The sequence below is a fragment of the Peribacillus sp. YIM B13482 genome (assembly GCF_042787975.1).
Lineage (GTDB): Bacteria > Bacillota > Bacilli > Bacillales > DSM-1321 > Peribacillus > Peribacillus simplex_A.
The window spans coordinates 51,789-62,211 of sequence record NZ_JBHZPF010000027.1 but is presented as its reverse complement, the minus strand read 5'-3'; the positions used below and the strand labels follow the sequence as shown (position 1 = coordinate 62,211).

The following is a 10,423-nucleotide window of genomic DNA, read 5'->3' as shown; positions in this document are numbered from 1 at the left end:
TAGTAGGGCTTCCTCCTTAAGATTTTGAGTTAGATTGGTCTCTATACTCGTATCTTACTGAGGGGCTCTATTTTTTTAAAACCTGATATTTAACGATCTACAGGAATGCTAACGGATGCTTTAGTTCATTAAGGATTACTAAAGAAAGTCATTTCCTAACGTACAGGAAACGGCTTTTTTTGCTGGGATTTGCTTAACGTACAAAATACCGAGGTTTGGTGATACCCCCTTCTATACGTCTTTTTTCGATGATAAAAAAACCACAATAAAAATGAAAAGTAAATATACGTGCAAAATAGCACTTAAAATAAGTGCAAATTATCACCTAAAGTAACAGAGGAGCACCAAGACAGATATGATTGCCGTGTCCAAATGCAATCTGAGGACTTGGATTATGGTGAATATCAAATTCATGGTCGCGTTCAATTTCGTCTCGATTAGCTGATGCAAGCAGAGCTAATATTATTTGGCCTTTTTGTAAGTGTTTGCACCCTTTAAAGCTTAGTTTAAAAGCTACCTATTTCACTAAACTTATCAAAGGAAATTTTTCCTTCTGACAGGATTGTGCTGTTAGCGTGGGCTAAATACTAACATTATAAAAAAACTTCATCATTTTGACCTAACTGGCCCTAAATAGCGAGCTCTTTTTTTATGGTAATATTGTCCTCATATGGTATAATAGTTACAGAGAAGGAGTGTGTTAGCTATTGATAAACCCGAAAACATGCTAATTATTCCTTTTTTATATTTGTTACGTGACTATTATCGTATTTAGTACTTTTAAATCGAGTTTTTAAACAAATCAATATATAATTAGAAAGCGAGATAATAGATTTAAATTTATTAAGGAGGGACATAGAATGATGGAATGGGCTCTAATCATTTTGTTTGGTGTAGCAGTTTTACTGTTCATTTTATCGTTTATTAAAAAGGATTCTGTAAAAGTGGACAGTCAATTGGAACAGCTTGCTATCACTTTTGGAAATGAAATGAATGTATTACAGGAAAAAATCAGGAACATCGAGATAGATGCTGAAATTACGGTGCAAGAGGCAGGCATTCTTGCAATGTCTTCCGAAAAGCGGAACTTGTTGCGTGAAGTACTCGACCTACATAAGCGAGGCTATTCATTTGAAAGCATCGCACTGAAAACAAAACAGACGGAAAATGAGATAGAAGGCTTGCTTACTCCTTACATTAAAACGAAGAGTGAAAGGAGAAATGTGGCCAATGACATCTAAATCAATGCGCAGCTTTGCCGGTGGCCTTATTGTTGCGGCAGGTTTGTGCGGTGCAGTGTATTTCTTTGGTCCAAGTGAAGCGACGGGCACTCCAGAGAAACTAACAGAAAATGAGATGAAAGAATCTCTGGCTTCTGAAGGGTATGTCATACATACAGAAAAAGAATGGGAAGATGAGATTGCTGAAGCAAAGTCGATTAAAGATAAAGCGGAAGCTGAAAAAGAAAATGTAAAAGAACCAACAGAGAAAGTCATATATCGTACAGTTCTGAGAGTGTCTAAAGGCTCGACAAGTATCGATGTGGGTAAAACCCTTCAAAAAGCAAAAGTCATTAAGAATGCCAATAAGTTTTCAGACGAGGTTGAAAAGAAAGGCAAGGCCAACGGGCTACGACCTGGAACATATGTGGTAGATAGTGAGATGACGACGGATAAGATCATATCCATCATATTTAAATGACCATAAAAACCGACCATCCATGTGATGGTCGGTTTTTATATGCAGTCAACTCAATGTTACCATTTCAATACTTAAGATTTGATTAGCCGATTTTTGCATAAACCTTTAACAATTAAGATGAGATGAAATGGAAGATTGTTAAAACATGTGAACTTTTTCATGTTTTCCTTACCTTAACCTTTGTCCGCACTCCGGCCCACATTGCAATAATGAGACCTCCAACAGTATCGGCGATTAAATCTGTCATTGTATCTTTATTTCCTCCGCCTTGTAATGTCATTCCGAATAATTGATCAGAACTAAATTCGTAGATTTCCCATATAACACCACCAAGTGCTGCGAAAGAGAGGGTAAACAAAAAGACAAACCAGGGGGATATCCCATTACCTGCATTTCTGTGTACCAAACGTTCATATAAAGCAATTGCAGTAAAAGCAAGAAGGGAACCACTTAGAAAATGTAAGAATGTGTCCCACCACCCCAGTCCATACCAGCCTAAAATAGATCCTAAATATTGTGAACCGAACAAGAAGATTAAATAGGAAATGATAATGGGCAGATTGAATTGAAGCTTTGTAAATAGGGCCAATAGCAGGGGAATTGCTCCACAAACCACACCACCTATCGAAACAAGAGATTTGAAAGTTTCATCGGTTGTATAGTAAAAGATAGATAAAGCTGCCATGAAAAGTACATAGACCAAACTAAATGAAATAACTAACTTACGATTCATATGATTACCTCTGCAAATTATCATGATTTTTTTGTACACTAGAATAAATGGAGATAAGAAGACCGCCAGTAAGACCGAAAATCATATCGTACATAGTATCTTTATTACCGCCTCGCTGCATGGTTTGAGTAAAAGTCAGGTCTCCTGCGAACTCATAGACTTCCCAAAGAACAGTGGCAGTGACTGAAAGTGAGAGAACAAATAGAAAGATGACCCAACTTGAAATATCTTTTCGCGCCCCATGAGGGATGAAAAATTTATAGAGAGCAATTCCAACAAAACCGATAAAAATGCCCTTGTAGAAATGAAGGGTAGAGTCCCACCATTTAAAATCCACATAAAAATTTGCGATTGACCCTAAAAATGTCGTACAGAAAACAAAAACATAAAAACCTATAATGATCGGAATGTTAAAGGGATTATGTTTAACAAATAATAATGAAATGGGCAAGGCACTTACCAATATACCCCCAAGAGCTACCATCCATCGGGAAGAATCATCTTTAATGAGGTAAAAGATGAATAAAACAGTCATAAATACTACAAAAACTAAACTAAGAATAATGATTATTTTATGTTTCAACATCCCACCTCATTCATAACATTCATTGGATCATCCTATTGTATTCGACCAACATGCAACGGTGAAAATGGATTTTTTCGAATTTCCAGCCTATTTTTATGATGATCTTTATTTGCCGCCAACTCGCATTATTATAATTACTTTGCTACCATAAGTGCTTTCTTTATAGTGGGCCCAAGAACCAACATATCCAGAATGATAACCAGAGTTAAAATGATTCCTCCGATCAATATCAGGTATAAAAAGCTTTATTCCTTTAGTGAACTTTGAAGAGAAAATCATTGAAAATATAACAGGTTTAGTGAGATTTACCAAAATTAGCTGGATGTTTTGTATATTGCTTAAGATAGAAATTTTTAAAAAATAGTAAGTAATATGAAGGAAATTTCCAACCTTACTTTCAAGACAACAACTACTACAGCTAAAGGAGAAGGGGTATGTAAAACAGCCTTTCCAACTAAATACAAAGGATTAAATGTTGAAACGATCAGGCATTCACCTTTTTGTTTGTTCCTTCCTTCTTAATACTTCTTATTTTTGGCCATTCATGTTCAAGTTATTCACATAGATAAATTAAATTGAACATGAATGGCCTTTCTTCTAGAATCCTACCTTTTTCATTATTCGGGCTCGTTTTCCTGGCTTTTTCCTAGTTATAATATCTAAAAAAGGGAGGAAGCACGCACCTTATAAAAAGTTGACCACGTTTTAAGCAGATACCCAACTCATAAAAAAAGCCATAATACGGCATCAAATTGATGGCTCCAAAATCAATCCGGAAGTCCTTTCAAGTTATATTGTGTGTAAAATGAAAAATTTTTCGGAAGAATAGTTATTTTTTACTATTAACACAAAGTGTTGAAAATGTCAGAATATTAGTAATAGTTATTTTTATGATTATTAAATGAAAAGGGAGGTTTTTTTTTTTGAATTTTAAGAAGAAAGTTCTAACAGTTTCATTATCTAGTTTAATGTCTTTAAGCGCTGTAACAGCTGTTGCGCTACCAGTCGGAGCGGTTGGAAATGGCCCCAGTGCTGGAAATGGTCAAGTGACAACTTCAAATCTGCATACATATGAAAGCTTGGTAAGTTATCTAAAAACCCAGGATGCTAAACAAGAAAGGTTGGCATTGGAAGTAATCGGGGAAACGGTAAAAGGAAGAGATATTTATCTTGCGAAATATATTTCCAATCCTAAAAACCCAACTATACTATTTTTAACTCAACAGCATGGAAATGAACAGCTGACTACTGAGGGTGCACTGGAATTCATTAAACATTTAGGAACGAATAAGACTAAAGGGGTATTGGAAAATGTTAACATCCTTATCATTCCTATGTTAAACGCAGATGGGGCAATGGGAGATGTTAATTTCTCTCTTGATGACTATTTGGCAAAAGGTGATCGACATCTAACCCGAGCAAATGCAAACGGGGTCGACTTAAACCGGGAGCATGATAAAAAAACCAATCAAATGCAAGTCGAGGTAAAAGCTTTACACGAAAATGTATTTGCAAAATACGATATAGATTACATGATAGATTTACATCATCAAGGGACGCTAAGCGAAACAGATGGTGAACTTGTTTCAGGTTCAATACTTTATCCTACAAACGCAAACGTAAAGCCTGAAGTGCTAGGAGCTTCAAAAAAGCTGGGTGCTGTTGTATATAACTCAATTGAACCTACTGGTTGGGGCCATATTGGTAAATATGATGGCGGTTCAGGAGAAAATATAGGTCGTAATGGTGCGGCTGTTCGTTATGATATTGCAACTTTACTCTTTGAGATGCGGGGGATGTCTGACCACAATGTCGAGACAGTTGCACTTGGACAAAAAAGTAATGGCTATCTAATAAAGCAAACAGTCACCACTTTGGATGCAGCTGTTAGAGCTATTGCCGATCATTCAATTGAAACGGTCGATGCAGGCTTTTGGGACACCCTACCAACACAATCGAATCGTTCCGGTGGAGAATCAGACGAATAATATGGTGGCACATCCCATTCTTTCTAATGGGATGTGTTTTTTTCATTCCCTTTTTTGCTATTCCTAATAAATCGGAAACAGAATGAAGTTCGAAATTTTCCAACACAGATAGAAGCGTGAACAAGGATTTATTCGGGAGACTAAATTGTTCACCAGTTGATATAAAATTATTTACAGGGAAAATAGCATATAAATATACAAAAGGCATCTGCTTTCACTAAAAGCAGGTGCCTTTTGTATATGGGACCCATTTTGTTATTGTTTAGCTTGGATCTTTCCCTCCTATAGATAACCATCCTATAAACTACTTTGGGGTGAATTCTCCTTTTTTTGTTCTTCTTTTATTTTTAAGGCTACTAAACTGGCAAAGTCATGGATGATGGTGGCTGCCAATAGTGATGTGATTTGTGTTGGATCATATGGCGGGAGGACTTCCACCAGGTCGAATCCAATAAAGTTGAATCCTTTCAGAGAACGTATCATCTCTAGAGTTTCAAAGCTATTTAGGCCGCCGACTTCAAGGGTGCCAGTACCAGGGGCACAGGATGGATCAACAAAATCAATATCAAAGCTCAAGAAACAAGGTGTATCCCCAATGGTTTTCTTGACTTCCTTCACGACATCTTCGATTCCTCTTTCCTTGAGCTGGGGTGTAGTTATCACGTTGTAGCCTAGATCCGTACTGGAATCTATATCTCCTGGATGATTGAGGGTACCTCTGATTCCAATTTGGAAAACTTTATCCGTTTGGAGCAACCCTTCCTCATATGCACGGATAAAAGGGGAACCATGCCAATATTTCTCATCGTAATAAGTATCCCAGGTATCTGTATGTGAATCAAAATGGAGAAGTGCAACAGGACCGTGTATTTTTGCGGCAGCCCTTAGATTAGCCAAGGTTACTGAATGATCCCCTCCGATGCCAATTGGAATGATCCCGGTTTCCATCAAGTCTGACAGAGCCCCTTCAATTAATTCATAGCTTCGGTGTATATTATGGGGAATCACCGAAACATCCCCAATATCAATTGCATTACATTCATCAAACGGGTACACCTTGTGAATGGGATGGTAAGGAAACAAGGTCATGGATGCCTGACGTACTGCCTGTGGAGCAAACCGAGCTCCTACCCTGAATGAAGCAGCTGTATCAAAAGGCATACCTACCACTGCCAATTTGGCATTTTCTCTTGAAGATGGTAAGCGCATAAATGAACCGGTGGTACAAAACTCTGGTTTAACATCAGGGGATAAAGGATATTTCATTTTTCTATTCCTCCATTTTCTTATAACGATAATAGTTTTGAAACTCATATAAATGAATTCCTATGGATGATTAATTATGCAATTATCATGCCAAGTCACAGTAAGTGGTTTTTTGTGGCTTCTAACCAGATATCATTTGAATGGAATATGCAAGTGCGAATAATTTATGGGAAATTGAATCGCCAATTATAAGATGCTGAACGACTTTTATTCCTATAAATCAATCCAATGCTGGTAAGAATGCAGGAATAAAAAACATTTCTAGCGTAATTCATTTATCGAAGTAAACCGAAATCAGATGGCACAAAACTTGCATTAAGGTATACAGTTGAAATTTTTATAAAGAGGGAGGCATTGAAATTTATCAATTTAAAAAATATTGATCCTACAATTTGAAAACGGTTTCAAGGAGGAATGATAGGTGGAAAATGAGGTAACATTGAAAAGAACGCTGAAATTATGGCAAATTGTTATGATGGGGTTAGCTTATATGACACCCATGGTCGTATTTGATACATTTGGCATTGTATCTGGGATTACGGGGGGCCATGTGCCGACTGCTTATATCGTCGCGTTGGTAGGGATGCTTTTTACAGCTGCAAGCTATGGAAAACTAGTAAAGGTTTTTCCCGCTGCAGGTTCTGCCTATACTTATACTCAAAAGGCCATTAACCGACATTTAGGATTCCTGGTAGGCTGGTCTTCGTTGTTAGACTATTTATTTTTACCTATGGTAAATGCATTGTTGACCAAAATTTATCTCACTGCTTTATTTCCAGAAGTTCCATCATGGCTATGGGTAGTATTATTCGTAGCAATTGTCACCATTCTCAATCTCCGCAGCGTTAATGTACTTGCAAACTTTAATGCTCTTTTTGTTTTAATTCAGATTGCCATCATGGCAGTGTTCATCATTCTTGTTATCAAAGGTTTGCACAATGGAGAAGGTACAGGGGAAGTGTTTACAATAAAGCCTTTCATAAATGAAGGAATGGACTATTCGGCTATTATAACCGGAGCCACGATTCTTTGTTTTTCCTTTTTGGGGTTTGATGCGGTAACGACACTATCTGAGGAGACGCCAAATCCGAAAAAAACGATTCCAAAAGCGATATTTTTAACTGCACTTTGGGGTGGAATCATCTTCATTACCTCTTCTTTCTTTATTCAGCTCTTTTTTCCGGATATATCGCGTTTTAAAGAACCTGATGCTGCGTTACCGGAAATCGCCCTTTATGTAGGTGGAAAGCTATTCCAATCCATTTTTCTGTGCACGACTATCGTCAATACGCTAGCATCAGGACTAGCATCACATGCCAGCGTTTCACGACTTTTGTATGTCATGGGTCGTGATAAAGTGTTTCCGGAAAAATGGTTTGGGTTTATTCACCCTAAGTGGAAAACGCCAGCCATTAATGTTCTCATAGTTGGAGTCATTTCATTGTCGGCTTTATTCTTTGATCTAGTCACAGCTGCATCACTGATCAACTTTGGTGCATTAATGGCATTTACCTTTGTAAATCTGTCAGTGGTCAGCCATTTTATCATCCGGGAAAAAAAGCATCGTACTATAAAGGGATTTATCAATTACTTAATTATGCCTTTAATCGGAGCTATATCAATTGGCATTCTCTGGATCAATCTTGAGACAAGTTCACTAATAATGGGGTCAGGGTGGTTTATTATTGGTTTTTGTTATTTATTATATATCACAAAGGCATTCCGAACGGCCCCGCCTCAATATCAAGTTGAAGAGATTCAACTATGAGGCTCGCAGGGAAAAACGCATCCTAAAAAGGATGCGTCAGACTGTAGACAAACCCGATGAAAATCGAGTTTGTCTATTTTTATGGCTTGTACAATTTGGACGTTGATTTCCATTCCAGGCACTCGCTTTCCGCGGGCGGTCGGGGAGCCTCCTCGGCTTTCGCCTGCGGGGTCTCCCCTAGACGCGCTTTTCCCGCTGGAGTCTCGAACACCCGCTCCAATCAACTTTGTCTTGCCTTTTAGATAAACACTTTTGCCTGGAGTCATTTTTGTTTTAAAATAGAAGTATTAAAACTTGAGGTGATGAGGATGCTTTCTAAACATGATTCTATTCAGCGAGATCAACTTGAAATGATTACGTTAGATCAACTGGTGCCACCGAACCATTTGGTCCGAAAAGTGGAGGCCGCCATTGACTTCTCAATCCTATATGACATGGCGAAAGATATGTATTCAGAGGTAGGACGCCCAAGTATTGATCCAGTTATTTTATTTAAACTGACATTCATTCAATATACAATCGGTATTCTTCCTTATTAAGTTTATCCAGTGGAAAAGGTTTTTTTATTATGGTTTTCACGGTCTTGATTTATTTCTTCTTGAAGTCGTTGGTCATAAAATAACATCGGCTTTACCGTATACATCCTCGAACAAAAGAAGGATTCTTCCGCAAACATGACTATGTTTACGATGAACATTTTGATTGTTACACCTTTGCCCATCGGGCGAGGTTTTTAAATACTCCACGACGAATAAAGAGGGCATCGCGAGTAAAAATCACCAAAACACATTTGTGTGACATGTCCATTTTTATCAAAGTGTACCGAAAGTAACGACCATCAAAAAGTAGTGACACGTCATATTGGCAAGATTATATGGAAGAAGCAGATCATCTGCATCATCATCAAGATGTAAAACCTATCTATGCGAAACGTAAAGAAACGATTGAGCGTGTTTTCGCAGATGCAAAAGAAAAGCACGGCATGCGTTGGACTACTTTAAGGGGACTTAAAAATTGTCAATGCAGGCGATACTCACTTTCGGTGCCATGAATGTAAAGAAAATGACCTAACATAGCGGGCCCGTAGAGACCCAATTCCTTAATATTGAGCAAAATTCAAAGGGAATTTCAAAAGGGGTTCGGAATGTTTTAATTCCGAACCCCTTTTGTCGACAAACTGACGCATCCTAAAAAGGATGCGTTTTTTTACTATTTGTATTTATTTTTTCCATATGCAAATGGATGCTTATGAATGAATTCATATGTCTGGAAGAGTGTATTCTTTAACCATGATTGCAGCGGCTAGTAACAACCAGCAATAGTGTTCAAAGCGGTCACCAAATATTAGTAGGGTGATAGATAGGGATAATGTCGGACGACTAAATATTCTTGTTTACATGACGTTCTAAAGTTAGCAATACAAGGATGAGTTTGTCCTGGCTATCTTCTAAGACGAAGAATCTCTTCACGTGCTTTTTGATAATTATCTATGGTTTGTTTATCGATTCGATGAAAAACACTTAAGAAAAGAGCATCAACCATGTTAAGTTGCAAGATTCTAGATGCTATACTGCCGATTCGGTGATCATGTTCGATGTCAGGAAAACAAAGTTGAATACTAGCTATTTTCAATAAAGGAGACTTTGTATAAGCGGTTATTGCCAATACTGGTACGTTTATCTTTTTTGCATATGAAGCCATCTCCAATACATCTTTAGTTTTTCCGGATGTGGAAAAAAGGACTAATGCATCTTCTGATGTGAAATTGGAAACATAGGAAATCACTGTATGAAAGTCAGTGTTCATTCCTGTAGTAACGCCAAGTTTAGCAAATTTATTACTGGCATCTAATGCAGCTGTAGAGGAGCCCCCGACACCAAAAAAAGCAATTTTTTTTGCCTGGCTTAAGCATTCTACTGCTTTTTCAAACTCTTTTTTGTTCAGAGTTTGTCCTAAAGAGTCTAAAGCAAATTTATTGCTCATTGTTACTTTTTGGAAAAGCTGATATGGAGTATCATTTTCCCGTAATAAAGAAAGATCATTAATGTTGGCATTATTTGAACTCATTTCTTTCACCAATGTATGTTGAAAGGTTTTAAAACTTTCTATACCCATTCTTTTACAAAAACGGACAACACTGGCTTGGGAAACATTAGCGTTGATTGATATTTCTTGAATCGTGTAAGTTTGCACCAAATCTGCATGATCCAATATATATTTGGCTACTTGCCGTTCAGCACGTGATAAGGAATCGGCTTTTTCTTTGATTTTTTGTAATAAAGTTGAGCTCATAGTATGTCCCCTTTATTAAAGATTTTAATAACTGCATGAAAACTTCTTATTGTTTCATTATATATCATAAATGAAATGTTTTTTGCACA

At 37.3% G+C, this 10,423-nt stretch carries 8 protein-coding genes and 1 pseudogene; 5 read left to right on the top strand and 4 right to left on the bottom strand.

The annotated features are described in order from the left end of the window. Positions 1-860 precede the first annotated feature (860 nt). Positions 861-1,241 carry a hypothetical protein gene (locus tag ACFX4L_RS14390; protein ID WP_250211678.1) on the top strand — a complete coding sequence of 127 codons (381 nt, stop codon included), beginning with the start codon at positions 861-863 and terminating at the stop codon, positions 1,239-1,241. Continuing rightward, on the top strand, positions 1,231-1,701 hold the full coding sequence (locus ACFX4L_RS14385) for a hypothetical protein (RefSeq protein ID WP_377382124.1): 471 nt from the start codon (positions 1,231-1,233) through the stop codon (positions 1,699-1,701). The genes ACFX4L_RS14390 and ACFX4L_RS14385 overlap by 11 nt, the downstream gene beginning before the upstream one ends. Before the next feature lie 157 nt (positions 1,702-1,858). On the opposite strand, the gene ACFX4L_RS14380 is transcribed toward ACFX4L_RS14385, so the two are convergent. Together ACFX4L_RS14380 and ACFX4L_RS14375 are read right to left on the bottom strand one after the other, a co-directional pair. Beyond that, positions 1,859-2,434, bottom strand: coding sequence for a DUF2238 domain-containing protein (locus ACFX4L_RS14380; RefSeq protein WP_061463799.1), 576 nt, complete (start codon positions 2,432-2,434; stop codon positions 1,859-1,861). Positions 2,435-2,438: 4 nt separating this feature from the next. Next, the gene (locus ACFX4L_RS14375) at positions 2,439-3,020 is read right to left on the bottom strand and encodes a DUF2238 domain-containing protein (protein WP_377405510.1); all 582 of its coding nucleotides are present in this window, start codon (positions 3,018-3,020) and stop codon (positions 2,439-2,441) included. Positions 3,021-3,943: 923 nt separating this feature from the next. Between ACFX4L_RS14375 and ACFX4L_RS14370 the strand changes: the two genes are divergently transcribed. Continuing rightward, positions 3,944-5,008 carry a M14 family zinc carboxypeptidase gene (locus ACFX4L_RS14370; RefSeq protein ID WP_377405508.1) on the top strand — a complete coding sequence of 355 codons (1,065 nt, stop codon included), beginning with the start codon at positions 3,944-3,946 and terminating at the stop codon, positions 5,006-5,008. Positions 5,009-5,305: 297 nt separating this feature from the next. Here ACFX4L_RS14370 and speB read toward each other — a convergent pair whose 3' ends face one another. Further along, positions 5,306-6,274: an agmatinase gene (gene speB / locus ACFX4L_RS14365; protein WP_377405506.1), complete on the bottom strand. Its 969-nt coding sequence runs from the start codon at positions 6,272-6,274 to the stop codon at positions 5,306-5,308. A gap of 421 nt (positions 6,275-6,695) precedes the next feature. On the opposite strand from speB, the gene ACFX4L_RS14360 reads away from it, so the two are divergent. Together ACFX4L_RS14360 and ACFX4L_RS14355 are read left to right on the top strand one after the other, a co-directional pair. Continuing rightward, on the top strand, positions 6,696-8,042 hold the full coding sequence (locus tag ACFX4L_RS14360) for an APC family permease (RefSeq protein WP_377405504.1): 1,347 nt from the start codon (positions 6,696-6,698) through the stop codon (positions 8,040-8,042). Positions 8,043-8,350: 308 nt separating this feature from the next. Beyond that, positions 8,351-9,113: pseudogene (locus ACFX4L_RS14355) on the top strand (transposase). Between the two features lie 369 nt (positions 9,114-9,482). Here ACFX4L_RS14355 and ACFX4L_RS14350 read toward each other — a convergent pair. Next, on the bottom strand, positions 9,483-10,334 hold the full coding sequence (locus tag ACFX4L_RS14350; protein ID WP_061463794.1) for a MurR/RpiR family transcriptional regulator: 852 nt from the start codon (positions 10,332-10,334) through the stop codon (positions 9,483-9,485). Positions 10,335-10,423: the final 89 nt, after the last annotated feature.